Source organism: Martinezella dioscoreae (assembly GCF_009176305.1).
Taxonomy (GTDB): Bacteria; Pseudomonadota; Alphaproteobacteria; order Rhizobiales; family Rhizobiaceae; genus Rhizobium; species Rhizobium dioscoreae.
Genome location: NZ_BLAJ01000004.1, coordinates 539809 through 563206, shown reverse-complemented (window position 1 = coordinate 563206; position 23398 = coordinate 539809). Strand labels below are relative to the sequence as shown.

The 23398-nt window shown below is 58.0% G+C and carries 23 protein-coding genes and 1 pseudogene; 8 read left to right on the top strand and 16 right to left on the bottom strand.

Annotated features, from left to right (window positions below; genetic code table 11):
- Positions 1–52: 52 nt before the first annotated feature.
- The gene (locus GDN47_RS19820; protein ID WP_113421053.1) at positions 53–664 is read right to left on the bottom strand and encodes a hypothetical protein; all 612 of its coding nucleotides are present in this window, start codon (positions 662–664) and stop codon (positions 53–55) included.
- A 260-nt stretch (positions 665–924) separates the two neighbouring features.
- Between GDN47_RS19820 and GDN47_RS19815 the strand changes: the two genes are divergently transcribed.
- The 3 genes from GDN47_RS19815 (at position 925) to GDN47_RS19805 (ending at position 3260) form a co-directional block, all read left to right on the top strand.
- Positions 925–1482, top strand: a complete 558-nt coding sequence (locus tag GDN47_RS19815) for a sigma-70 family RNA polymerase sigma factor (protein WP_113421052.1) — start codon at positions 925–927, stop codon at positions 1480–1482.
- Positions 1445–2110 carry an NrsF family protein gene (locus GDN47_RS19810; RefSeq protein WP_233790008.1) on the top strand — a complete coding sequence of 222 codons (666 nt, stop codon included), beginning with the start codon at positions 1445–1447 and terminating at the stop codon, positions 2108–2110. Before GDN47_RS19815 ends, GDN47_RS19810 begins: the two co-directional genes overlap by 38 nt.
- A gap of 169 nt (positions 2111–2279) precedes the next feature.
- Positions 2280–3260, top strand: a complete 981-nt coding sequence (locus GDN47_RS19805) for an SDR family oxidoreductase (protein ID WP_152094067.1) — start codon at positions 2280–2282, stop codon at positions 3258–3260.
- 262 nt (positions 3261–3522) lie between these two features.
- On the opposite strand, the gene GDN47_RS19800 is transcribed toward GDN47_RS19805, so the two are convergent.
- Entirely contained in the window at positions 3523–4236 is a 714-nt protein-coding gene (locus tag GDN47_RS19800) for an SDR family NAD(P)-dependent oxidoreductase (RefSeq protein ID WP_152094066.1), read from the bottom strand.
- A 177-nt stretch (positions 4237–4413) separates the two neighbouring features.
- Here GDN47_RS19800 and GDN47_RS19795 point away from each other — a divergent pair, with 177 nt between their 5' ends.
- Positions 4414–4779 carry a winged helix-turn-helix transcriptional regulator gene (locus GDN47_RS19795; RefSeq protein WP_152094158.1) on the top strand — a complete coding sequence of 122 codons (366 nt, stop codon included), beginning with the start codon at positions 4414–4416 and terminating at the stop codon, positions 4777–4779.
- A 286-nt stretch (positions 4780–5065) separates the two neighbouring features.
- Positions 5066–5362: pseudogene (locus GDN47_RS32385) on the top strand (IS30 family transposase); the annotation flags it as partial.
- 12 nt (positions 5363–5374) lie between these two features.
- On the opposite strand, the gene GDN47_RS32075 reads toward GDN47_RS32385, so the two are convergent.
- The 9 genes from GDN47_RS32075 to GDN47_RS19750 all read right to left on the bottom strand — a co-directional run bounded on the left by GDN47_RS32075 (position 5375) and on the right by GDN47_RS19750 (position 12654).
- Positions 5375–5677 (bottom strand): hypothetical protein, encoded by a 303-nt coding sequence (locus GDN47_RS32075; RefSeq protein ID WP_113420860.1) that lies wholly within the window; start codon positions 5675–5677, stop codon positions 5375–5377.
- A 471-nt stretch (positions 5678–6148) separates the two neighbouring features.
- A complete protein-coding gene (locus tag GDN47_RS19785) occupies positions 6149–6412 on the bottom strand; it encodes a hypothetical protein (RefSeq protein ID WP_210296314.1) in 264 nt (87 codons plus the stop codon).
- 63 nt (positions 6413–6475) lie between these two features.
- The gene (locus GDN47_RS19780; protein WP_145321615.1) at positions 6476–7180 is read right to left on the bottom strand and encodes a TfuA-like protein; all 705 of its coding nucleotides are present in this window, start codon (positions 7178–7180) and stop codon (positions 6476–6478) included.
- Positions 7177–8310, bottom strand: a complete 1134-nt coding sequence (locus GDN47_RS19775; protein ID WP_233790006.1) for a YcaO-like family protein — start codon at positions 8308–8310, stop codon at positions 7177–7179. The genes GDN47_RS19780 and GDN47_RS19775 overlap by 4 nt, the downstream gene beginning before the upstream one ends.
- A 53-nt stretch (positions 8311–8363) precedes the next feature.
- Entirely contained in the window at positions 8364–8582 is a 219-nt protein-coding gene (locus tag GDN47_RS19770) for a hypothetical protein (RefSeq protein ID WP_145321611.1), read from the bottom strand.
- 12 nt (positions 8583–8594) lie between these two features.
- Positions 8595–10400 (bottom strand): hypothetical protein, encoded by a 1806-nt coding sequence (locus GDN47_RS19765; protein WP_145321609.1) that lies wholly within the window; start codon positions 10398–10400, stop codon positions 8595–8597.
- 9 nt (positions 10401–10409) lie between these two features.
- Positions 10410–10793: a helix-turn-helix domain-containing protein gene (locus GDN47_RS19760; RefSeq protein WP_113353141.1), complete on the bottom strand. Its 384-nt coding sequence runs from the start codon at positions 10791–10793 to the stop codon at positions 10410–10412.
- Between the two features lie 204 nt (positions 10794–10997).
- A complete protein-coding gene (locus GDN47_RS19755; RefSeq protein ID WP_233790004.1) occupies positions 10998–11765 on the bottom strand; it encodes an aspartate dehydrogenase domain-containing protein in 768 nt (255 codons plus the stop codon).
- A gap of 19 nt (positions 11766–11784) precedes the next feature.
- The gene (locus GDN47_RS19750; protein ID WP_152094063.1) at positions 11785–12654 is read right to left on the bottom strand and encodes a LysR family transcriptional regulator; all 870 of its coding nucleotides are present in this window, start codon (positions 12652–12654) and stop codon (positions 11785–11787) included.
- A gap of 109 nt (positions 12655–12763) precedes the next feature.
- On the opposite strand from GDN47_RS19750, the gene GDN47_RS19745 reads away from it, so the two are divergent.
- Together GDN47_RS19745 and GDN47_RS19740 are read left to right on the top strand one after the other, a co-directional pair.
- Entirely contained in the window at positions 12764–13978 is a 1215-nt protein-coding gene (locus GDN47_RS19745) for a pyridoxal phosphate-dependent aminotransferase (protein ID WP_152094062.1), read from the top strand.
- Between the two features lie 544 nt (positions 13979–14522).
- Complete coding sequence (locus GDN47_RS19740) at positions 14523–15485, top strand: class 1 fructose-bisphosphatase (RefSeq protein WP_152094061.1); 963 nt, start codon at positions 14523–14525, stop codon at positions 15483–15485.
- A 46-nt stretch (positions 15486–15531) separates the two neighbouring features.
- Here GDN47_RS19740 and GDN47_RS32600 read toward each other — a convergent pair whose 3' ends face one another.
- Complete coding sequence (locus GDN47_RS32600; protein ID WP_267903955.1) at positions 15532–15666, bottom strand: hypothetical protein; 135 nt, start codon at positions 15664–15666, stop codon at positions 15532–15534.
- Positions 15667–16348: 682 nt separating this feature from the next.
- On the opposite strand from GDN47_RS32600, the gene GDN47_RS19735 reads away from it, so the two are divergent.
- Complete coding sequence (locus GDN47_RS19735) at positions 16349–16759, top strand: hypothetical protein (protein WP_210296312.1); 411 nt, start codon at positions 16349–16351, stop codon at positions 16757–16759.
- A 164-nt stretch (positions 16760–16923) separates the two neighbouring features.
- Here the strand turns inward: GDN47_RS19735 and GDN47_RS19730 are convergent, their stop codons facing one another.
- The 4 genes from GDN47_RS19730 to GDN47_RS19715 are packed head-to-tail and all read right to left on the bottom strand — an operon-like array spanning position 16924 to position 23380.
- Complete coding sequence (locus GDN47_RS19730) at positions 16924–18165, bottom strand: alpha/beta hydrolase (RefSeq protein ID WP_233790002.1); 1242 nt, start codon at positions 18163–18165, stop codon at positions 16924–16926.
- On the bottom strand, positions 18165–21224 hold the full coding sequence (locus GDN47_RS19725) for an efflux RND transporter permease subunit (protein ID WP_152094060.1): 3060 nt from the start codon (positions 21222–21224) through the stop codon (positions 18165–18167). The genes GDN47_RS19730 and GDN47_RS19725 overlap by 1 nt, the downstream gene beginning before the upstream one ends.
- A 12-nt stretch (positions 21225–21236) precedes the next feature.
- Positions 21237–22307: an efflux RND transporter periplasmic adaptor subunit gene (locus GDN47_RS19720; RefSeq protein ID WP_152094059.1), complete on the bottom strand. Its 1071-nt coding sequence runs from the start codon at positions 22305–22307 to the stop codon at positions 21237–21239.
- Complete coding sequence (locus tag GDN47_RS19715) at positions 22304–23380, bottom strand: efflux RND transporter periplasmic adaptor subunit (RefSeq protein WP_113331293.1); 1077 nt, start codon at positions 23378–23380, stop codon at positions 22304–22306. Before GDN47_RS19715 ends, GDN47_RS19720 begins: the two co-directional genes overlap by 4 nt.
- Between the last annotated feature and the right edge of the window lie 18 nt (positions 23381–23398).

Genomic DNA, 23398 nt, shown 5'->3' with positions numbered 1-23398 from the left:
TGCCCGGATGCGATCGGCAACCGGGCAGCCCCGTGGTGGCGGCATCGATGCGTCACATTGGCGGGATGACGCCGTTTATGCCGACCACGACACGGTCGGATTCAACCGTATTGTCTCCATCGGTTGTGCCGTTAATGATGACTCCTGCGCCGGGCTTGATGTCGTCCTTCGTCGCCTTACCGAAGGTGACGACCGGCGTGCCCGGCGGGATCGAGATCTTTTTCTCGCCGCCCTTATAGGTGAGCGACAGGGTGGGGCCGTTGACAGAGGTGACGGCGCTGGCAACCGTCGCATTGGTCATCGAGCTCTTCGGCTTCAGATCCCAGCCGTAATCGCCCTCGCCGGTGCCTTTCATCGCGGCCGGGAAGATCAGTACCTCGAGCGCCCCGTTGATGCCGCTGTCGGTCGGAACGGACGCGATGCCGACGAAATCCCCAGGCTTGATGTCTGTCACGGAGGCGTTGACGATGCCGTTGACGGCCCAGCCGGATTTCAGCTTGATCGTCACGTCCTTGCCTTCGCGCGATTTGACCATCAGCGTATCGCCGCTAAGGCTTTCCACGACGCCGCGAACGCGCGCCTTTTCGGCAGCCTGTGCGGATAGTGTGGTCGCGGCACCCAGCGCCAGCACCATACCCATGATCTTGAACTTCGTGAGCGACATTCTGCTCTCCATATCTCGCATCTTTTCGACATGATGCCCATCCAGCTATCTGGAGCGGGTAGGGCGATCGCTTTGGAAATGGGGCAAGGCGGCTATGGCATCCTACCGGCGACAACCGATCGTCCCTCAATTCCGCCCCTTCATTCGGCGCTTGTGCGAATGCGTTACAGCGATCACGCCGTTGTGATCGCAAGAAGGGCGACAAAAAATCCGGTTCGGGATGTAACAAATAGCGCCGATCAACGAATGACTGCACGCGAATGACGAAATCGGTATCGGAACAGGTCCTGAAAGGCTTGATGCTTCTCTCGCTTGACGGCGATGAGGCTGCGTACAGGCGCTTGCTCGTCATTTTGCGAGATCTGCTTCTGGCATTTTATCGAAGGAGGCTTGGATCGAATGCGGACCGTGATGGCGAGGATCTGGTCCAGGAGGTGCTTTTGGCGGTGCATAGCCGGCGCATTACCTATGATCGGGAACGGCCGTTCACCGCGTGGTTTTTCCAAATCGCGAAATACAAGCTAATCGACCATTTCAGGGTAAATGGCAGTAGAAGAGGCGTAGAAATTGCTTTGGGAGACGAGATCGCCGCTGAATTTCGAGAGGAGACACTCTTTGCTCACCTCGACATCGACCGTCTTCTCGACCAATTGCCTGCCAAACAAAGGGAGCTCCTGCGGCAGGTAAAGATTGCCGGAAAAACCACTGCCGAAGCCGCGAGCGAGAGCGGCCAGTCGGAAGCAATGGTTCGCGTCAGCATTCACCGAGGGATGCGCGCGATTGGACGCAAGCTGGGTTTTGCCAATGACGAAAAATGATGAATTGATCGAGGCTCTGGTAAGCGATCTCACTCCGGTTCGCCATCATGCGCTGCGAGTGAGGCTTGCGCTTACAATCATTGTCGGCGTGATCGGCGCGGCCATCGCACTGCTGATATCGCTCAGTTTTCGCCCGCATCTGCACCACGTGACGGTGGCGGCGTTTTGGGTGAAGTTCTTATATACTGCCGTACTACTGAGCGCGACGATCATGGCCCTTGAACGGGTTGCGCGCCCAGAGGGTTCGATTGGGAGTATGGCTCGGGTTCCGGTCGTGGCATTCGGCATCGTCGCGCTTCTGGCCATCGCTCAACTCGGGCTGTCGCCGGCTTCATCCTATCCGGGTTTGATCATCGGATATTCGGCGTCCTTTTGTCCTTTCCTGATCGTGGCTTTCGGCATTCCCGCTTTCTGCGCCAACATGTGGTTTCTCAGACGTGCAGCCCCCACGCGCCCGGCACTCGCCGGTTTCGTTGCAGGCGCTTGTGCCGGCGGCGTCGGCGGCTGGGTCTACTCCTGGGCCTGCGTCGAAAACGGCATTCCATTCATCGCGATATGGTACACGCTCGGCATCTTGCTGAGCGGGCTGGCCGGAAGCCTGGTCGGCAAATTCAGTCTACGTTGGTAGGTACGTTTTGACCTGCCGAGGTGCTGCAGGCATGCTGCCGATCTGAAGCCTTTCCCAATTTTTTGATGGTGATGGTCATCATGAGGGTGATCGGCGGGAGACGATCGGGCATTTTCGCGGTATGAATGGTAGTCATTGATCCTACCAATCAGACGCTGAGGTCCTTCATATGGCTTTGAACGTGCTTTTCATTGGCGGTACCGGCCAAATCTCATATCCCTGCGTCGAGCGTGCTGTTGGCGAGGGACATCGCGTCAGTGTCTACAACCGCGGCCTGAGAGGGGACCCGTTGCCTGCTGGCGTGACTTCGATCACCGGCGAGCTCGGATCGGCTGCCTATGCTAATCTGGCCAGAGCCAACTATGACGTCATATGCCAGTTTATCGCTTTCACGCCGGATCAGATCGCGCGAGACATCGAGGTGTTTGCAGGCAATTGCGGCCAGTACATTTTCATCTCTTCGGCTTCGGTTTATGAGAAACCGGCACGCCACTATGTCATCACCGAAAAAACGCCGGCCATCAATCCCTACTGGCCCTACAGTCAGGCCAAGATCGCCTGCGAGGAGCTGCTGATGGCGTCAAAGGGGCTGGCCTGGACGATCGTTCGCCCCAGTCACACCGTGCGCACGGGCCTGCCGATCATGATGGGCGACAGCGATATAATGGCGCGGCGCATGCTGGATGGCGAGCCCACGATCGTCGCGGGTGATGGCCACACGCCGTGGACATTGACGCGCTCGGTCGATTTCGCAGTGCCTTTCGTTGGGCTTTTCGGCAAGCAGGCAGCTTTAAGCGAAATCTTCCACATCACCTCCGATCGCGCCCATTTATGGGATGATATTCAGAAGGCGATCGCCAGATTGCTGGGTGTCGAGGCGAAAATCGTCCACGTACCGACGGATACGCTGATCAAGTATAATCCGGATTGGGTAGGCCCTTTGGTCGGCGACAAGGCCTGGACCGCGATCTTCGACAATTCGAAGGTCAAGCGCGTTGCCGGTGACTTCAGCTGCGCCGAGAACCTGGAAGAGATCCTCGCCGAACCGATCATGCATTTGAAGCATCGCTTCTCCAAAAATCGTCCCCCAAAGGGTGAGCTCGACGCTCTGATCGACAGGATTTGCACAGCACAAAGCGCTCTGCGATAGGACAGGCATCTCTCGAGCGACGCTTAGCGTATTGCCGGTTGATTATCAGCTGAAAATGACCCAGCTGCACATTTTACGATCACCTGCTGCATTCCCAACTTTTTGAAAGAATTGGTCTTTTGCTTCTGTAAGATCGGAGTGAAGTGTCAGACTGGGTCGATTCGAGGCAATATCAACACTGAGCCGAAACTCGGATTGACCGGCGGCTGGCGGCTTTGTAGATCCAGCCTTCAGGGGAAGGGCAGGCTTGGACCCCGGACAGTCAAACCTGGGTAGCTCCGCCGTCCACGCACAGTTCCGCCCCGGTCGTGAAGCTGCTTTCGCTGCTTGCGAGGAAGAGCGCCGCCGACGCCACTTCATCCGGTCTGCCGAGACGGCCCAGCGGGATCATCCCGGTAAGTGCCGCGCGAACTTCGTCTGTAGTCGCCGCCATCATGGCCGTGTCCGTAGGTCCAGGGCTAACAACATTGACGCGGATCCCTCTGGGGGCAAGTTCGTTTGCCCAGGTTCGGGTGAACGATCGAACCGCCGCCTTGCTCGCGCTGTAGACACCGTATCCTTTCGGACCGATCGCATCGGCTATGGATCCGATCAACACGATCGAACCGTTATCAGGGATGAGTTCCAAGGCGTTCTGTGCGGCAAAGAGGAGGGAGCGAACGTTTAGGTCGAATATACGATCGTATAGATCTTCCGAGATGCCGCCGAGTTCTGCGTATTCCGACATGCCCGCGTTCAAGACCAAGACGTCAATTCCGCCGCGTTCCTCGCGAACCCGGTCGTATAGCTGTTTCACATCGGAGGCGAGGCCGGCGTCTGCAACGACCGGGATTATCCGGCCTTGGTCAGGGGACACGAATGGCTTACGGCTGGTCGCGTAGACAATTGACCCTTCGGCCGCAAAGCGAGCCGCGATCGCGGCTCCGATACCGCTTCCACCACCAATAACCACTGAAATCTTGTCTTCGAGTCTCATCGTGAACTCCTTGCGATTGAACACGGGGAGTCAGATATAGTTCCTATATCTAGTGCGAAATACGCACCGTGTGTAAATCAGATATAGGAAAGTATATCAGTGCCAAGTTCTATCGATACGAGAACCGCAACCGCGGGGCGAACCCAAAAGTCGACAAAGAAGTTGATCGACGAGGCAATGATCGATGCAAGAAGGGCGAGGCCGGTGCTCGAGCAAGTCGCAAATAAGTGGTCGCTCCTGATCCTAAGCGTACTCTGCACGAAACCGTCCCGTTTCAACGAGATCATGCGTCGTCTCGACGGTATAACGCACAAGGCCCTCGCGGATGCGCTCAAGCGTCTCGAGAGAAACGGACTCGTTCGAAGGCATGTTTTGCCGACAGCCCCGGTGGGCGTCGAGTACTCCATCACGCCAATGGCCGAGTCTCTTCGCGAGCCCTTCGCAGCGCTCTACCAATGGGCGATGGCGAACGGCGCGGCCATGGAACAGTATCAAGAGGAGTATGACCGCAAGACCTCGACTTCAACCGGGGAAACGTTATGATGGAAAGCTGGGCGGCCGACGCTCTCGACACGGTCTGGCATGTTCGACGCGCATCATCTTCAGCTTGCCAGCAAGCCATTCTGGAAAGATGCAGAAGATGATCGTGGCGAGCGCGTGCGCGATCGTGCTGCTGTTCGGGCGACACTTTGCCCTTGAAGATGAAGTAGATACACGGCGCTTATGTTCCATAATACATCTTACGTGCGAAAACCATGTAGCCGGGTACATTCTATTTCCAAGTGCGACATGCCAATGATTTCAATGGCTTCACTTTGGAGATTTTGGCATGTCCCGATGCTATACGCAATTGACCCTCGCCGATCGCAAGGCGCCGATTAACGAGAGGGCCCGTCAGCTCGGCCGTCACCGGTAAATGATCTATCGCGAGATCAGACGTAACATGTTCTAGGATCGCGAGTTTCCGCGATATAGCGGCTACTTCTCTATGCTTACCGATGATATCGCCAAGGAACGCTGGCGCTTGAGGAAACTACGCCGCCATCCAGATTTGCGTCACATGGTCATTGAGAAGCAGATCGCCGGCCGTCTGCTGGCCGATGGTGTCAGCCTAGTCCTCAACTGTGCTAGGCTCCTTTCAACAGGAAACCTCTCTCTCTATCTCGCATCCGCCGTAGAGCGATCTCAGCTTAGCTCGCTGAGTGCTTGACATTGTCTGGGAAAAGTCGCTCAATGCCCAGAACAGCGCGATCTTTTCCAGCTGGGTCGGATTGACTATTCCACATCGAAACAGGTCGATCAGCGCGACGGCAAAGCCTTCACGGCTGTATTCAGCGTCATCGAACCAGCTCTGCGTCGTAGCTAAGTCGAACACCCGCTTTATGACTTCGAGCTCGCTTTGCGACAAAGCGCCTTTTGCGAGGCGTTTCAACCTTTCCATCATCATCTCCACCGCGAGACTGCTGGCAACCCCACGTATGCCGGCCGAGTTCTCCTAGGTTCTTTCCGCCATTGACCGTGCCCATAAAGCTTGGGGGTGGACCAGCACACTTGGCGGTATCAAGCAGCATGAGATTGCGACAGCGATAGGCACTATCAACGATTGTCTCGCCGGCGTGATCGGGGTCGCCTCGCGATCCCTATTCTCAGCCTTGGATCAGAGCCAGTTCAGCGAACGGCAGATATTGTAGGCAATCGCAAGCCATGCAGCGATGATTGCTCCAAATATTAAGAACGCAACCCTCATATTCCCTTCTTTGAAATCCGCGACGATGCCTGCCGTATCGGTGGAGCTTACTTTTCTCACGGACCATCCCACCTTGGTTAGTATTCGTCTCAGCAAACTGGATCTCTCGAAGTTTCCGTGTGTCAGCGCGACATCAATCGTTGATAAGAGAAAGACCAGAGCCTGCTAACAGTGACCATGTGCGTCGCCGACAAGCTCGTTTAGATGCTCGCCGGACAGCATCGGGAACTCGGTTTCCAAAAGCGAAAGAAGAGCAGCTTGTGCTGCTTTTATAAGGAATACGGCCTGCGATGCGTTCAGCTCACTTGCGACGCCTCCGGCATATTGCATCATTTTTGCAAGCGCCAAAATCTCTCCCTGGCGTTCCTGTCTTTCAAAATCAGTCACTTTTAAGCCCCAACAAATGATTTCGTTGGGGTAGATTGGCATATTTCGATCGACACGGTGCGTTGCAAAAGCGTTGCACACGCAGTGCCTGTATTTTGGAATAAATTATATACGGTAAAATTGTGGGAAAAGTTTGCGCCACAGCGGAGTTGCATTGAATGACCAGTCCGTTATAGGTGCCAGCAACGGTGCCTCGGCAATGGCGCGTATAAGAGCTATGGCATCGTCGCGCTTTTGATCAGTCCATGCTTTTGCGACGAGAGCCCTCACCTGCCCTATGTCCATATCGGCGGTTTCAGCAAGACGTCTCCAGGTCCGATCCTTGAAGAACAGGCGTCGTGCCGCCCGGGAGAGCCGCAGAGCCTCTTCCTTGCCGATAATGGTCTGGTCAATCGCAGTCTCTAGTGTCGCATCGACATTGACCAACGGCACCGACAAAGGGGGATAGCTCAATTCCGCTGGACCATGAAGGAGAGCGACATCCGCATCCTCCTCCCGGAGCCCGGAGGCATAGTCACCGAATATCCTCCCGATGCCGACCATGCCGTAGGCCTGGCACTCCATCGCGCGGAGCGCTCCCATGCTGGCTGCTCCGAACACGGGAACGCCCTGGGATAGGGCAAAGAGCAGCTCCTTGTGCCAGACTGGCGCGACGAACTCGAACTGGCCGTCGACAAGACCGATAGCGGTCGCGCCATTCTCAAGTGCTCTGACAACGTCGCCCTGGGATGCCGGCGGCCGTATGACCATTGTGTCATCGGCGAAGGTTTCTGCATCGGGGAGGCTCGGACCCACGAAGATCACTTTCATAGGAAACCCTTTGACAATGCGCGGCTGCCGAGACGAATGCGGCGATCCCCGTCTGGATGCTCAAGTTGCGGCGCGAAAACCTTTGCGACCGATGCCGGTAGCCATTCAGGTGCCAGCTCGATGGCATAAAGCTGGTCAACTCCGCATTCCAAAAGCGTCTCGACAAGCTGGTCGAGCGCATCTTGCGCCGACGTGGCCGACATCGTCGGCAGTTCGTTCAGGTTCGTCGTGCATCGCGCCTGAAACGACTGCAGATGGTCGGGATCGGCGCGGCGTGAGAACAGCTCCGGGACAAGATCATCTCTGGCACCGGCGATGAAGGTCATCCGCGACTGCACGGCCTCGGAAATGGCTCGGGCTGCTGCCACATCGGGGGACAAGGATGCCCCTGCCCCCATGGTCAAGTCGACATATCTGAGCGAGCCGTCATCGCCTTTCGGCCGCAGCAACGCGACGATGGAGGCAACGGCCAGATCGCTCGTCACATCGAAAAGGGCGAGATCGAAGTCGGCCGAGAAAATCTTCTCCAGCATCTCGCGAATACCCTCATCTTCAATGCTATGCGGATCGATCCGGCGCGCATGCCGGCACGCCGGATCGCCAATATTCCAGAGGACGCAAGCATCCCGCTCTACCCGCTCCAGCAACCCGTGCAGGACTGCCTCGTGCCAAGTATTCCCCGATGCCAGTCCATCCGATGATACCCAAAATCGCGGGCTGACATGCGTCCGGTCAAGATGAATGGCCTCGAAAGGTACGAATATCGAGGCGTTCTTTGCCAGATCGTGGGCTTGAGACCATCTGATCTGTTCCATGGTCTCTATCGGTTGCGCGCCGATCGCCAGCAGATCTTCCAGGCAATCTGTGGCATGGCCACTTGCGGCAAGCTCATTCTGGCTTGCCATGAGCGCTGAACAATAGGGTTGGGTCGCGACCGATCGTTCGATCGCTTCCATCACCGCGGATGTCTTCGCGGAGACGTCGTCCAGACCTTTTCCCTGAGCGATGACGATCGCCCTCGAATTCGGGGCATAGGCGCACCAAACGGGAATACCTATGCGATCGAGCTCGGTCTGGCGGCCAACACGGGTTATGCCAAGTCGTCCCAGATAGGGCCAAACCCTCGACAAGGTTTCGCCAGGCGGGAGTGCTCTAAAGTTGCTTGACACCGATCGACGAGTGCCTAGCCTTCAAGGAGGCCTGACGCCGCGACGCTTGCCGACGTCAGCGCCACAGCGAAATCGACATCTTTCTCAACTCTGACCCCTTTGGCCCGCCAAGCTTCAGCCTTCGCCAGATCGCCCGACAACCGCCGCGTATATCGAACGACAGTCCCCTTTTCGAGGTCAGCCAGCCAAAGCCCCTTTTCACCCTTGATTCCAATCAGAACTACACCTGCCATAATCTCTTCCCCTCAAAAACCGGCCTTCTGCAGGCCTTCCCTGTAATGATCTGTCTGCCACTTTTCCTTGAGTGGAACCATGGCGAGCCATGCCTCAAGATCGAAATTCGGATTGTCGCGCAGAGCGCGCAGTCGATGGGTCTTAGCCTTGGCAGGATCGCCAAGCATTGCCCAGCTTGCCGCAGCAAGCCTGCTTGCCGGTACCGGATCTCTCATCCTATCCAGATAGGTTAATGCTTCTGTATACTCCCCAAGGAGATAACTCGCTCCTGCTGCGGTCCAGTAATAGTAGTCCGGAGCAAGCGGATTAAGATCGAGAGCGGTTACGACCTTCTCCAATGCCGCTTTCGGATTGGCGCCATGGGTGAGACTGTCGGCGTGGCTGCAAATGACATCGGCATAGTGCGGGCTTAGGTTCTCGGCATTCGACAAGGCCTCGAGGCTGCCGTCGATATTTCCGCGGTAGAGCCGGGCGACGCCGATTTCCTTGAAGCCTCCGGCAAACTGGTTGTCATCCCGGATTGCATCGGCCGCCATTTTTTCCGCTTGATGCAATAGATCGCCATCGCCGCGCGCCGTCAGAACCCATTCCATCGTCAAGGTTCTGGCAATGCCCGCAAGTGCCGCTGCAAAACCCCGCTCGTGCTCGAGCGCCTCCTTAAAATGCTTGCGCGCGCGACGGACATTCTGAAGGCTCAGGCGGGACAGACATTGTACGCCCTCGAGATAGGCAAAATAGGCTTCCGGCTTGCAGCTAAAGTCAGAAACGATGTGGTGGAAGGCTCCCACACGCTCGATGATGGAATGCTGGATCGCAGTGGCAATCGCGTTGCGCTGTTCTGTTATGGCCGCATTGTCCAGCTGAACGCGCGTCGCCCAGACAATCTCGTCGCGCGGCATGAAAATCAGCTGCGCGAAAAGGCTGTCGCCCGTTCTCTTGGTATCGAGCGCGTAGACAACATTATGTTGCTTGAGAAGTCCGGCCTTGTCGCTTGAGGAGCGAATCTGCTCAGCGGTATAGGGCGCGACTACGGATACGCTTCGATCGACACAAAGACTGATCGTCAGGTCTTCGATGACAGCATTGGCGACCGATCCGGCACGCTCCGAATCCTCCAGGGTCTCGGGAGGAAGGAGAGCGATACGTGGCACTGCGTTGTCGGTGATCGCAATCGTATCCTGAGCCGACGGGCCGGGATTCGGATCTCTCGTTACGCTAATCAACTGACTGTAGGAGGTGATTTTTTCACCGAGCGCGACCCTGACTTCATCATCGGTCTGGTCCCAGTCCAGCAGAAGCATGGCTGCACGCTTCAATTCGCCGCGATTTTGAGACAAGGAAGGTTGGCTCATCGCCTTGAAGAATTCTGCTCGCAGCTCCCGTGCAAACCGTGCCCGAACATCGCGTACCCAGGCAGCCACAGCTCCGGAGCCATTGCCGTAAGCCGGTAGAAACGTCTTGGCGACGGCATCGGCGAGCACGCTAAGCTTGGCAAGGCCGGACGCATTTTCGATGCTATCCAGATCGCACCGCAACGCGTTGAAGTTCAACGTAATGTCCGTCGTGACACCGCCGATCAGCGGCTGGGGGGATTTGGACGTCGCAGTCGCCAAACGCAGCAGGGTCGACCTCAAATTGGCGCCGGCGGCCTGAAGATTGCTGGACCAAAGAAAAGCCGCCAAATCTTTCCGCGGCATCGGCTGCCGACGGTCGTAGAGATAGGCCAGCATGAGCAGAGCCTGCTTCGGCACGTTCACGCGATCGCCCATCTCATCATAAAGGGCGCAGCTGCCGAGTGTCGTTAAATGAAATGTCATCTTGCCAGGTCAGCGCTCGTTGTCGGGTTCGGATGATTGCACGAAAGCGAGGATCTTCGCCCGCAAACGCTTGTCCTCGATCCCGGACAAGGCCGTGCGCAGAACGGCCTTATGATGCTTCGCAAGTCGAAAATCGGCCAGCGCCTCCTTGGAGGGAAAGGCGTCGTCCGATGCACTTTCGAAGAAAAACATGACCGGTACAGCGAGGAGTTCTGAAATGCGCAGAAGGCGGCCAGCGCTGATTTTTTCGATGCCGCGTTCGCATCTGTCGAGCTGTAGAGGGCTTATGCGAAGCTTCTCGGCCAATGCATCCTGCGCGATTGACAATTCCTCCCGACGCAATCGGATACGTAATCCAACCTCGACATCGATCGCATCGGTTTTTTTGTCCATGAGGGAACCGCCAGAAGAGAAACTGCTTTCATGTTCGCAGGTTTCCCTTGAATTCACAATCTTCCAACAAGACACTCAAAGTCAATTTTACACAGCGGCAGGGCGTTTCCGATCATCGTATCAAGACAATGGCGAAATCGTTCTTGGCGGTTGCAGCCGCCTCGGCGATATCTTATCGCAGCAGTTCCCGGCTGCCGTACAATGTCAGGCGTTGGCGAAAACATCGGTGCCGAGAATTCTCTTCAGCGATCCGATGGCCGAGGCTGGGGTATAGGAGCCGGTCACACCGCCAAGCGACTGCGAACTCACCGAAATATCCCATTCAAGACCCCTGCCGGAAACCGCTATATGGTGCTGCATCGTTTTCGTATCGGGATCGGCGACAACGATGCTGCGGGTACGGTCGAAACCGATCCCCGCAAAGGCAACGGCGGCATGGACATTGACGTTGCGCGGAAACCGCATGCAGGCTTCGCGGGTCGAGCCATCGAAGAGCGTTCCCCTGGCATCGGCCGGCTGACCGAGGCTCGCGCCGCTTTTCGTCGTGGTTATCACTACTTCTTCGATCTGCTCACGACCATCGCGCAGACCATCGAGACCGAGAACGGCGCCGTGGGGAACGAAGAAGCGTCGTCCGCTCCTGCTGGCTGCCGCATGCATCGCCGCCTCCACGGTGTGATCCGCCAACGCGGAGCAACTGAATCCGCAAAGGTCCGAATGGGCAAGGATGTCCGGCCCCAGCGTACCCAGAAGAGCCGGCGTCGCGCATTCGAGCACAAGGTCCGCCTTCCGGTCGAGCGCATATTCGGCATCATCCGTGACGAGCGTAGCCATGGCGGCGTTCCGCGCGTATTTATCCTTGTCGGATACGAGAATATAAACGACCTCGACCCCATCCAGACTGCTGACATAGTCGAACAGGCTCCTGCCGATCACGCCTGCGCCGATAATTCCTATAGTTCTATATCTCATCATTTCCCCTACATGGATTTCAAGTTTTGGAGATCCCTTCACAGGCCTCGACAAACGCGCGAATGGCCGCAATCCGTGGGCCGGAATTCGCCCACAGCACTCCCATATTGCGAAGCTCGCCATCTTCCATGCGATGTTTTTGCAGGCGCAGTCCCTCCGGCCACGGCGGAGCCCAGTCGGGAACGAGCGCGACGCCCAGTCTGCGATCGACCAATGCCGCAATGGCATCCAGCGCGTCCAGTTCCGCCCATTCGCGCACGCTGATGGCATGGCGGCGCAGATAACGATCGACGATCTGGCCTCCCCACTGATTGCGGTCATAACGAATGAAGGGCTGCTGCGTAAGCGCCAGATGAAAATCGTGAATTTCCAGGTCCGCGGGCGCCAGCAAGACCAAAGGTTCGCGCCGGATGGTCGACCAGCCGAATGCTTTCGGAATGGGAAATTGCGGCTCGATGATGAGAGCGGCGTCCAGCTCACCTGACAAAACCGCATGATAGAGGTTCACAGACGAACCCGGCTGGAGGAAATAGTCGATCTGCCGAAATCGCTCGCTGAGGGCTGCGGTAATCTGGGGAATGAGACCCGTCATGGCCGTCGCCGTCGCACCGAGGCGAAGCTGCCCGCTCGGGAGATCGCCCGCAGCTATTGCTCGCAGGTCCCTTGCCATGCGCACAAGCGCCGGTCCGTGGCGCTGCACGGCAAGTCCCGCCGCAGTGGGTCGGACCGTGCGCCCCACGCGAGAAACCAATGCCTGCCCGAGCTCCGTCTCCAGCGCCCTTATGCGCTGAGCGACCGCCGCCGGCGTCATATTCAAGCGCCGCGCGGCTTCGGCGACCGATCCGCATTCGGCGACGATGAGGAAGCTTTCGAGGAATTTCGTGTCCATAAGATATATTTTCTATCTTCTGAAGAAACTGGCAAGCATATTTTATTGCTTTAAATCCAGGCTATCCTGGCTTTCCAGTCTTACGCCCTCGCCGACAAAAGGAGTTTCAATGACCACTCAAGCCAAGTTCGAGCGCATGGGCACCGACGCCGCGCCAGGCCAGGAAGTGCGCCAGCAGGTCGAAGGTATCGAAGCGCTGCTGCGGGGTGAACGGATGGCGGGACGTGAGGTCGATTTTTCCCATGGTGACGTCGATGCGTTTACGCCGACACCAGGCTCTTTCGAAGTCTTCACCGCTGGGGTGGAGGCTGGCGGCAAGCAGGCCTATACCGAATACCGCGGTGATCTCTCGATCCGCGAGCAGCTTGCGCCTAGTCTTGAGAGCTTCACGGGCGCCCCGGTCGACCCAGCCGATGGCATGATACTGACGCCCGGCACGCAGGGCGCACTGTTCCTCGCCGTCGCCTCCACCGTCGCCCATGGCGACAAGGTCGCGGTGGTGCAGCCGGATTATTTTGCCAACCGCAAGCTGGTGGAATTCTGCGAGGGCCATATGATGCCCATTCAGATGGACTACCTGAATGTCGAGGGGCGCGCGGGTCTCGACCTCGGCCAGCTGGAAGATGCCTTCGCGGCCGGGGCGAAAGTTTTCCTGTTTTCCAATCCGAACAACCCGGCCGGCGTCGTTTATTCGCGCGAAGAAATCAAGACGATCGCATCGCTGGCCAGCCGTTATGGCGCGACCATCATCGTAGACCAGCTTTATTCGCGGCTGCTCTATTCCGGCGTCGATTATGCGCATTTGCGCGCGGAAGCCGTCGACGCGGAAAACGTGATCACCATCATGGGGCCCTCGAAGACAGAGTCGCTGAGCGGTTACCGTTTGGGCGTCGCCTTCGGCTCGAAGGCGATCATCAACCGGATGGAAAAGCTGCAGGCGATCGTATCGTTGCGCGCCGGCGGCTATAGTCAGGCGGTTTTCCGTACTTGGTTCAACGAACCGCAAGGCTGGATGGATCGGCGCGTGCGCGAACATGAGGCCATTCGGGACGATCTCCTCGGGCTATTTCGCGCGGGCAAGGATATCAAGGTTCGCATCACCGAGGCAGGAAGCTATATATTCCCGCAATTGCCTCCCCTTGCCGTCGGCGGCAAGGATTTCGTGCGGATCCTCCGGTTGCAGGCAAGCGTCATCGTGACGCCCGGCACCGAGTTCAGCCCTTTCTGCGATAGCAGTGTGCGCCTGAACTTCTCGCAGGACCACGCCGCCGCGGTAGCCGCGGTGGAGCGGCTCGTTTCGCTTGTCGATCGATATCGCGCATGAAACAGAGCTCCGCAATATAGCATGAAGGCTCCCTGCTCGCGGATATCGAGGCGACAACACGCGTCATGAGCTCCGTGCGGAGGTCAAATCCGACCGCGCAGCTTTTAAATCGATTTTAAAAAAGCGAGATACGAAGCTAATCGATTTTAATTTGCGTATTAAAAAATTCTTGTTGCGGCGCGAAGAAAATCACCCCTAATTGCCTCAGGCTGTTCTGTCAGTTCTCAGGAAACGCGCAATGACGATTTCATTTCCGCTTACAGACAAACGTACTGTCGATGAGCTGCTGAAGCACCTGAACGCGCATAAGCTGTTCTGTCCAGGAAACTGCGCCATCACCGTCAAACCCCTCGCCGCGCACGTTTCGTCGTGCCTTTCATATGCGCTCAGCACCGCCCGGACCGCGTGGTAGATCTGATCGTTCCTCCATTAAGCCTGTTTCGAGTGTGGAGATCCGAAGCTTGACCTCGGCGCAGGCCGCGTTGGCATCCGCCGGGCACTGCTTGATTCCGTAACGATACACTTCCGCAGGAGAAAGACATTGATGACGACATTCGAAGCCTATCTCGATGCCCATAAGGGAACATTGTTGAATGAGGACATGGTCGCCATCCTTCGCAATATTGCCGAGGCTACCCGGCAGATTTCGGGCAAGCTTAGAAGCTCGTCATTGTCAGGCCTGACAGGCGCGACCGATGCTGTCAACGTTCAGGGTGAGACGCAGAAACCGTTCGATATACTTTCCAACGAGATCATGCTCGAGGCATGCCGTAAATCGCCGGCGGTCGCATTTGCCGTATCGGAAGAACTCGATGCCGAAGTGCTCATTCATCCCACTGGCAGATATGCGATGATCTTCGATCCGCTCGATGGATCCTCCAATCTCGATGTCAACGTAACGGTCGGAACGATCTTTTCCATCGTCGAGGCTAGCTCCCCGGCTGAGATCCTGAAAAGCGGCCGCAGTCAGTTGGCTGCGGGGTACGCGGCTTACGGGCCGCAAACCAATCTCGTGCTTGCGATCGGAGATGGCGTACAGATTTTCACGCTCGACCAATACGACGTCTACGTGATGACGACCGCGAATGCCGAGATCGTTCCGGAAACCAAGGAGTTTGCGATTAACGCGGCACGTCGCCCGTCCTGGGACGACGTCATTACCGAATATGTCGACAGGTCCATTGGAACTCCTGGGTACAATATGCGCTGGGTCGGTTCGATGGTTGCCGACACGCATCGCATCTTCAACCGCGGCGGAATCTTTCTCTATCCCGCTGATCGAAGCAAGCCTGCCTCCGGCGGCCGCCTGCGTCTGCTTTATGAGGCAAATCCGATCGGCTTTCTGGTCGAAGCCGCGGGCGGTTCCGCCATTGCCGGGAAGACCGCGATCCTCGACATCGAACCAACCTCCTTGCACCAGCGGGTTCCGGTGATTTTTGGCTCGCGCCAGGAGGTCGAGAAGATCAGTCGGGCGTATTGTGTCGAGCGGACCGTCGAGACGGTGTAGCAACCGAACGGAATTCTGCTTGAACGGGCGAGGACCCGCTCCCCTTCTACGCCTTTGTCGCGATGCTCGGATTATGAAAAGCGCGCGCGTCGATCGTTGCACCGTCGAGAAGTATCATGAGGATCGAAGCAACGCGCGCAGCGGCGGCTTCCGGTAAAAGCGCCTTAAGCATGTCGGCCATCAATGCCGTCATGGTCTTCTTGCATCGAATGGCGAGGGCACAGATGTTTGGATAATCGGCTCCGAACGAGATTTTGCGCGAACACGCAAAACGTTTGATCGCGCGCCCATTGCCACATTCTCCGGTTGCTCTATTTATCGCTCAAAGGCCATAGGCCTGAAAGTAGACAGTTCCCGTGAACCGGACGCCTTCGACCTTCATGTTCAATTTCTCAATACTCGACTTTCCCGAAAAAGATCGGTTTCATGCTTGGGTCAGCGACAACAACTGCGATTGTATATCGCGTGACGATGCTCCCATCGAGTTCGACGCAGAAGCAAGCAGCGCGGCGCTTGGTCCACTTATCCTGTCCACCAGGCGGTGGCTCAATCAGGTCCGACCTTCTGCCTATGCGGTTAATCCAACCGAACGACATATACGAAGCGATCGCCCGAGGTTTATCGATGCAAATCGGACTGCAGGTCCGCATTGGCCGATTTTCAGAAGGCGCTCGCATTGACGTCGGCCGATGATCCAAGCCGCACCAATATGCTGTTGGCAACAGAATCGGTGAAAAGATGAACTTAATCGCCAGCTTCGCCACGAACCGCGCCGCAGCACGGCACGTGGGGTCGGCCACGCGACTGTCCTAGCCCTGCCCCATAGATCTATCGTCGTATCATCAACAGAGGACGTTTTCGCTTTGTATAAGACAGCTTTCTACGCTTTTGCGTTCGCCACTATTTCTCTCGGCTCCGCCGCCGCCAGCCCATGCTCGCAACACTATCAAAGCACCGGCGTTCCGCTTGTAACCGGGGTGACGTATAAGACCTGGATGGAATTCCCGTCAATCAGCCCAGCCGTCGCCTTTGATAAGGTTTCGCGGGCGGTCCTGGCCGAAGGTTTTGTGGATGTGAATGTCGAGAAGCAGCTCGGCACGCTAACCGCGCAGCAGGAAACAACCGGTTCGGGTCGGCCTCAGACCCTGCGCGTCGTCGTCAGAAAGAGCGGCAAGGGCAGCCGGGTTGATGCGCTTTTCATGGTGCCGCAGGGCCAAGTCGCTCCCAACATGAGCGACAATCTCTGCCGTGTCGTGAACTCTGTAAGCGATTAAGTCTCTCGCGCTCCCGCCGAGCGTGCGTGTGTTTAATCTCACCACGCTTCGGCTGCTATTGGAGTTTGATTGCTGCTTGGGCCGGCCGCGACATGCGGCCGCGCTCTCCAATATCGACGGGTTCGACTTGATCCACTCGTGAACAACGGCTTCACGACCGTAGCTCAGTAGGAAATACGCCCATCGACGATGGGCGAGGAGCCAGATGAAAGCTGCTGCTTCAACACCTGCCTCGCATCATCGCTGACAATAGACATGGGAGCGGCGACCACAACTTTCGCTGCGGAGCCCGCCAGGTCCGCGGTTCGCACCGCCGCCATGCCGACCCGATCCGCAAGCGAGGTTTGCCCGGTGTCCAACGACTGTCCTGCCAACCGCCGTCCAAGCAATTGGACCATATCGCGATTGTCCGCAAACGTATTGTGGCCCAGCGCATCGTCGGGTTTAACGGAACTTGTATCGACCACCGTGATACCGAGCTTGGCCAAATCGGCTGCATAAGGTGTCGAATCGAAGCCGCCGACACGGTTGACGCCGCCGGAGAGCCATCGCGAGACCTGGAGAGCCTTGTCCCTTGTCGATGAAAAGATCGTGAAATGCGGGTGCTGCGGCCCCATTTCGATCATCTGCCGACGAAAGACGTCGATATCGATGTCGGGCGATGCCAGGATGACATTCTTTACCTTCGACGGAATTGTCTTGTTACGCATCGCGACGCCGCGCAGCGCCTCTGCGGTCAGCCAGGATCCCATGGAATGGGCAAGAATGGTCACCTCCCCGACGTCAGGGCTTCTGGCAGATTGCAGGATCAGATCCTCCAATGCCCGGCGGGAGAAATTCGTGCTCTCCTTGTCGTAGAGATAGTCGAAGACATTGCCGCGCGAGGGCCAGGTGAAGAGGATCGGCGCGGCGTCGGTTCCCGAATCATGAATGATCTGCGCGAAGCGAAAGACCGCGTCGGAATAGGTATTGTTGAAGCCGTGCACGAAGATGACGACCTGGCGCTTGGCATTGCGGTTCTTGCTGAACCACTCGAAAATATTGCGCTCGGACGCCACCCTTCCGACCTTGAGGACAGCGAACTCTTTTTCGGGATTGGCCGGCGCATGCGATGGCCATTGCACTTCGCCGATCTTGCGATTTCGATCGGGAGGAATGGAGACGACGATATCGTTGAGAGAAATCGCCGTTCCACGTTCGCCGGAGTAAAGCTCGCCTGGCTTGTCGGTCGGCTGGCGTGTCGTCGCCACCATCATGTCCACGGTGCTGGTGCCCGGTCCCGCCGTGGCGACCGGCTGGAGAACATTCTCCAGCCGCCCCGCGCATCCGGCCAATACCGATAGGGCCATCAGGACAGAAAGACATGGCCGCCTAGCAGCACAGGTCGCCTTTCGAACGCCAGACATCAAATCACCTCGTGCTGCGCGCCATCACGGGGAATGCGAAACCAGGCGACGTACAAGGCGGGAAGGAAAAGCAACGTCAAAGCCGTGCCGACGACGATGCCGCCCATCATCGCATAGGCCATCGGACCCCAGAATATCTCCCTGGAGATCGGGATTAGCGCAAGCGTTGCCGCAGCGGCCGTCAGCATGATGGGCCGCATTCGATGCTCCGTCGCCTCGATGACGGCTTGCCAGGCCGGCACGCCCTCGCTTCGAAGGTGCTCGATCTGCACGACGAGGATCACCGAATTGCGGATCAGGATCCCTATGAGAGCAAGCACGCCAAGGATTGCGACGAACCCCATCGGCGCGTTGCTGAAGAGAAGTGCGATAACGACACCGATAAGTGCTGTGGGAGCGACAGCGAACACCAGAAAGAGCCTGCTGAAACTTTGCAGCTGGATCATCAGGATCGTCGCCATGATGAAGAGCATCAGCGGCGCCACCGCCACGATCGGCCCTTGCGCTTTGGCGCTTTCCTCGACCGAGCCGCCATCCACGATATGGTAGCCGCTTGGAAGCGTCTTGCGGAATTCGTCGACTTTCGGCTGCAGTTCGTTGACGATCGTCGCCGGCTGCGTCGATCCGACGACTGCGGCCTTGATGGTGATGGTCGGTATGCGCGTCCGCCGCCAGATCGTCGGCTGCTCCAGTTCGTAATGGAAATTCGCAACCGCCGAGAGGGGCACGGATTTGCCGTTCGAGCCGGCCAGTAGAAGGTTCTGCAGCGTCTCGATCGAGCCGCGCTCGGCCGTCTGGGCTCTGCCGATCACATCGATCAGATAGATGTCGTCGCGAATATTCGTTGCGGCCGTTCCCTCGACGATGCCGTTGAGAGCCGTTGCGATATCTTGGGACGAGACGCCCAATTGCCGCGCCTTGTCCTGCAGAACGTCGACCTTGACGACGCGCGAAGGTTCGTTCCAGTCGAAGGTCATGTTGGACAGCAGCGGATGCTGACCGACGATGCCCGCAAATTGCTGGGCGATGTCCCGGACCTTCTGGACATCGGGTCCGCTGATCCGGTACTGCACCGGTTTGCCGACCGGAGGACCGATGTCGAGCAGCTTCACGAAAGCGTCGGTTCCTGGGAAGGTCTTCGTCAGATAATCCTGCAATTCGGCTTTGACCTTGTCGCGAACGTCAAGACCCTTGGTGACGATCACGGTCTGACCGAACGAGACGTCGGGTGTTTGCACATCGAAGGACAGGATGAAGCGAGGAGCGCCTTGCCCGACATAGCTCGTCCAATGATCAATATCCTTGTTGTTCGCCAGCATCTCGCGTTCGAACCTGGCCATCTGCTTGTTCGTCTCGGAAATCGAACTGTTCTGCGGCAGGTTCCAGTCGACGATCAGTTCAGGTCTGTCGGAGGAAGGGAAGAATTGTTGTTGTACCAGGCTCATTCCGCCGATGGAGAGGGCAAACGCGGCCACGGTCGCGCCGATGGTTATCCAGCGCCAACGCAGGGCAAGGCTCAGGAGCCAGGCAAAGACGCGCGCAAAGCGGCCTTTCTGCTCATGGTGGGATTTCATGGTCTTCGGAAGGATCGTCACGCCCAGAAGCGGCGTGAACAACACCGCGACGACCCATGAAACCAGGAGCGAAACGGCGATGACCACGAAGAGAGTGAAGGTGAATTCCCCGGCGGCACTGGTGTTGAGGCCGACGGGGATGAAGCCCGCCACCGTCACGAGCGTGCCTGTCAACATCGGGAAGGCTGTCGAGGTGTAGACGTAGGTCGCCGCCTTTCTGAGGTCGTCGCCCACTTCTAGCCGGGCTACCATCATCTCGACGGCGATCATGGCATCGTCAACAAGAAGGCCAAGGGCGATGATCAGCGCTCCAAGCGAAATACGCTGCATGGAAATGCCGGTATAGGCCATAACGAGAAAGGTAATCGCCAGCACGAGCGGAATGGAGATGGCGACCACGAGCCCCGCCCGGACGCCAAGGCTGATGAAGCTGATCGCAAGCACGATGACGATCGCCTCGAACAGCGCGCGCGTGAAGCCCGATACAGCCTCGTCGACGACGGCGGGCTGATCGGACACGCGCTGAACGTCGACGCCGATGGGAAGATCGGCCGTGACCTGCTCGATTTCCTTGTCGAGCGCCTTGCCGAACTCAAGCAGATTTGCCCCGGTCTTCATGCCTATGGCAAGCCCGATGGCCGGCTGCCCGTTAAATCTGAATAGGGATGAAGGAGGATCGACATAGCCGCGTTTGATCGTCGCCACGTCGGTCAGCGGAAAGAAGCGATCGTTGACGCGAAGATTGATCGATCTGAGGCTATCCTCGGATGTGAACTGTCCGCTCACCCGCAAGGCGATGCGCTCAGGACCGGCGTCGACGAAACCGGACTGGGTGACGGCGTTCTGCGCCTGAAGCGTGTCGATGACGGATTGCTGGTTAAGGCCGAGAGCGGCGATCTTTCGCGTGGAAAATTCGAGATAGATGGCCTCGTCCTGCGCGCCGATGATATCGACCTTGCCGACATTGGGAACCGTCAGCACCTTCGCGCGCGCATCCTCGACCAGATCCCGAAGCTGGCGCTGCGTCAGCCCATCACCGGTGAAGGCATAGATATTGCCATAGACGTCGCCGAAGTTATCGTTGAAAAACGGCCCGACGACGCCGCTTGGAAAATCTCCCTTGATGTCGCCCACCATGTTGCGGACCCGCATCCAGATGGCATTGACATCCTTGGCCTTGGTCGTCGGCAGAAGCTCAACGAAAATGGTCGTCTGGCCGGCAACCGTCTCGCTCTTCGTATAGTCGAGCGAATCCAGCTCCTCCAGCTTCTTTTCTATGCGGTCGGTGACCTGTTTGGTCACCTCCTCGGCCGATGCGCCAGGCCATTGGGCCTGAATGATCATGGTCTTGATGGTGAAGGCGGGATCTTCTTCGCGACCAAGACCGATATAGGAAAACGCGCCGGCCAGAATGAAGACGATCATGAAGTACCAGACGAGCGAACGATGTTCGAGCGCCCAGTCGGACAGATTGAATTTTTTCACGAGGATCTTTCCTTAATCTACCCTGACGGCCTGGCCGTCCGTGAGCTTGTGAACTCCGGCAATGACGATGCGTTCGCCGGGGCTGATGCCTTCGGCGATCCTCACCGAACCGCCTTCGACGAGGTCCCCCTCGATCTTGATCGCGCGAATGGAGACCTTGCGAGCCTCGGTATCGACCACCCAGACGTTTGGCTTTCCGTCTTTCACCAGCACGGATGAGGACGGCAGCAGGATCATCGGATCCGCGATAACAGTCGCGGTCGCGGTAACGACGGAGCCAAGGCGAAATGCTGCCGGCGGATTGATGAGCGTGATTTTCGTGCGCCGCGTGCGGGTGGTAGCTTCGGCTTCCGGAGCAATCTCTCGGACCACACCGCTCGCGCGGATGGTCGGGTCGAGCTGGAGCGCCACTTCAAACGGCGAGCCCACCTTGAGACCGTCGAAGCTTGCCACCGGTATGTCGATGATGGCATCGCGCTGGTCGGGACGCGCGACGGTTGCGATGCTCTGGCCGGCCGAGACGACTTGGCCCACTTCGGCGGAAGTTGCGGTCACGACGCCATCGAATTCCGCGCGCAGCTGCGCATAGCCCAGCTGCTCCTCGGCCTTGTCCAGATTGGCCTGCGCCTTGGCAACCGCCGCACTCGCGCTCTTGCGGCCAAGTTCGGCTTCTTCGTAGGCCGCCTCGCTTCCTGATCGGCTCTCGAGCAGGGACCGTTGGCGTTCTTCCGTGGATGCGGCATTTACCAGCTGTGCCTGGGCATTCGAAAGCTCGGACTGAGAGCTCTTGACCGCAAGCTCGAGCGAAAGCGGATCGATGGCGGCAACGACATCGCCTTTCCTGACGATGTCGCCGACGCTGACCTTGCGCGCAATGACCCGTCCCAGGACCCGAAATGCCAGCTGGGTCTCGATCTTGGCCTCGACCGTTCCCGGCAGGGTCAGCGCCGAAGCCGCCGTGGACTTGGCGACAACGGAAAGCACGGGACGCGGCGGCTCGTAATGGGCTTCATCCTGTTTTTCGCAAGAAGCCAGCAGCAATGACCCGAGGATCGCCAGGCCAGTCGTGATGCGGATATTCATTTTGCAGCTCCGTTGTCATATGTGACGGCCTGGCCCGATCGCAGGAATTTCGCACCGTCAGCGACAACGATCTCGCCCGGCGACACTCCCGCCCGCACGGCAAAGCGACCGGTTTCATAGCTGAAGACTTCGACCTGGCGAAGAGAGACGCTCGACGAGGCGGGATCGACAATCCAGACGGCCGGCTTACCGCTCTTCGACGCCATCGCCGACCACGGCAGCTCGATTGCGTCCCGCGCCGCGGACCGAAACAGCCCGACCACCGGAGCGCCGAGCGGCATGTCCGGCGCCCCCTCGAGCGCCACCTTGATCCTGATCGTCCCGGTCGACGAGTCAATCGTGGGCGAGATTTCACGGACGGAGGCTTCTATCCTGTGAGACGGCGCCGAAAGGAGGCTGACAGCGACCTTGTTTTCAAGATTGCGGCCCAGATAAAGGGATTCAAAGACGTTGAAGACCGCGTCGCGCGGACCGTCATGCGCAAGGGTGAAGACAAGTTGCGCTGCTTGCGCGACCTGGCCGACCTCGGCGTTTCTGGCGGTGATCACACCGTCGGCATCAGCGCGCAGCTCCGTATAAGAAAGCGCGTCCTGTGCGGTGTCGAGCTGCGCTTGCGCGGATTTCACGCTCCCCTGGGCCGTCAGGAGGGTTTCCTGGGCCTGATCAAGCGCGGCGCGGGTCGTAACCTGCGTCTTGAAGAGGTTCTGCTGCCGGTCGAAGGCGAGCTGAGCCTGTGTCTGCTGGGCAAGCGCCGATTGCAGGTTCGCCGTGGCGACCCCCAGATCGGCCTTCTGTTCTTCCGCATCCATGCGCGCAAGCACCTGTCCCGCCTTCACCGACGAGCCGACATCGACGAGGCGTTCGACAATGCGCCCACTGACCCTGAAGGAAAGATCGCTCTCCACCCGGGCACTGACTTCGCCGGTGATGCTGTTGTTTTCGACGACCGGCGTCACCTTGGCGACGACGGTCTCCACATTCTTCGGCTTGGCCTCGCTCGCGCTTTGCTCTTCGCATGAGGCAAGCGCGACGGCGCTGACACCGAGCCAGGCGACGACAAGGACAGTTTTCATGAATTTGACCTCTTGCAT

Bases quoted from the DNA above. Each gene is read 5' to 3' on its own strand.
- GDN47_RS19730 (WP_233790002.1), bottom strand. From the start codon at position 18,165: ATGTCTGGCGTTCGAAAGGCGACCTGTGCTGCTAGGCGGCCATGTCTT.
- GDN47_RS19815 (WP_113421052.1), top strand. From the start codon at position 925: ATGACGAAATCGGTATCGGAACAGGTCCTGAAAGGCTTGATGCTTCTC.
- GDN47_RS19765 (WP_145321609.1), bottom strand. From the start codon at position 10,400: ATGACATTTCATTTAACGACACTCGGCAGCTGCGCCCTTTATGATGAG.
- GDN47_RS19800 (WP_152094066.1), bottom strand. From the start codon at position 4,236: ATGAGACTCGAAGACAAGATTTCAGTGGTTATTGGTGGTGGAAGCGGT.
- GDN47_RS19755 (WP_233790004.1), bottom strand. From the start codon at position 11,765: ATGAGATATAGAACTATAGGAATTATCGGCGCAGGCGTGATCGGCAGG.
- GDN47_RS19820 (WP_113421053.1), bottom strand. From the start codon at position 664: ATGTCGCTCACGAAGTTCAAGATCATGGGTATGGTGCTGGCGCTGGGT.
- GDN47_RS19770 (WP_145321611.1), bottom strand. From the start codon at position 8,582: ATGGCAGGTGTAGTTCTGATTGGAATCAAGGGTGAAAAGGGGCTTTGG.
- GDN47_RS19785 (WP_210296314.1), bottom strand. From the start codon at position 6,412: ATGCCAATCTACCCCAACGAAATCATTTGTTGGGGCTTAAAAGTGACT.
- GDN47_RS19805 (WP_152094067.1), top strand. From the start codon at position 2,280: ATGGCTTTGAACGTGCTTTTCATTGGCGGTACCGGCCAAATCTCATAT.
- GDN47_RS19715 (WP_113331293.1), bottom strand. From the start codon at position 23,380: ATGAAAACTGTCCTTGTCGTCGCCTGGCTCGGTGTCAGCGCCGTCGCG.
- GDN47_RS19750 (WP_152094063.1), bottom strand. From the start codon at position 12,654: ATGGACACGAAATTCCTCGAAAGCTTCCTCATCGTCGCCGAATGCGGA.
- GDN47_RS19780 (WP_145321615.1), bottom strand. From the start codon at position 7,180: ATGAAAGTGATCTTCGTGGGTCCGAGCCTCCCCGATGCAGAAACCTTC.
- GDN47_RS32600 (WP_267903955.1), bottom strand. From the start codon at position 15,666: ATGGCCGACATGCTTAAGGCGCTTTTACCGGAAGCCGCCGCTGCGCGC.
- GDN47_RS19760 (WP_113353141.1), bottom strand. From the start codon at position 10,793: ATGGACAAAAAAACCGATGCGATCGATGTCGAGGTTGGATTACGTATC.
- GDN47_RS19745 (WP_152094062.1), top strand. From the start codon at position 12,764: ATGACCACTCAAGCCAAGTTCGAGCGCATGGGCACCGACGCCGCGCCA.
- GDN47_RS32075 (WP_113420860.1), bottom strand. From the start codon at position 5,677: ATGGAAAGGTTGAAACGCCTCGCAAAAGGCGCTTTGTCGCAAAGCGAG.
- GDN47_RS19740 (WP_152094061.1), top strand. From the start codon at position 14,523: ATGACGACATTCGAAGCCTATCTCGATGCCCATAAGGGAACATTGTTG.
- GDN47_RS19720 (WP_152094059.1), bottom strand. From the start codon at position 22,307: ATGAATATCCGCATCACGACTGGCCTGGCGATCCTCGGGTCATTGCTG.
- GDN47_RS19795 (WP_152094158.1), top strand. From the start codon at position 4,414: ATGATCGATGCAAGAAGGGCGAGGCCGGTGCTCGAGCAAGTCGCAAAT.